Genomic DNA, 222 nt, shown 5'->3' on the forward strand with positions numbered 1-222 from the left:
CCCTACCGTTGCCAGCGTTAGTGATTTAAGCATTGCTAAGAGTGTGGTATTGACAACGGATGCTGATGGCAGTACTACGATCAGTGCCGGTGATACCGTTACCTTTAGTGTTACGGTTACCAATGGAGGACCTAACAATGCTACGGGAGTAGGCGTAGGAGATACGGTTCCAGATGGGTATAGTACCATAGGAAGTATCAGTAATGGCGGAAGTGAGAGTGG

1 protein-coding gene is annotated in these 222 nt (G+C 48.2%); it reads left to right on the forward strand.

Features of this window, described 5'->3' with window-relative positions; genetic code table 11:
• On the forward strand, nt 1–222 hold a 222-nt coding region (locus ACWNT5_RS24355), incomplete at both ends, for a hypothetical protein (protein WP_456518877.1).

The organism is Aquimarina sp. 433, from assembly GCF_054054605.1.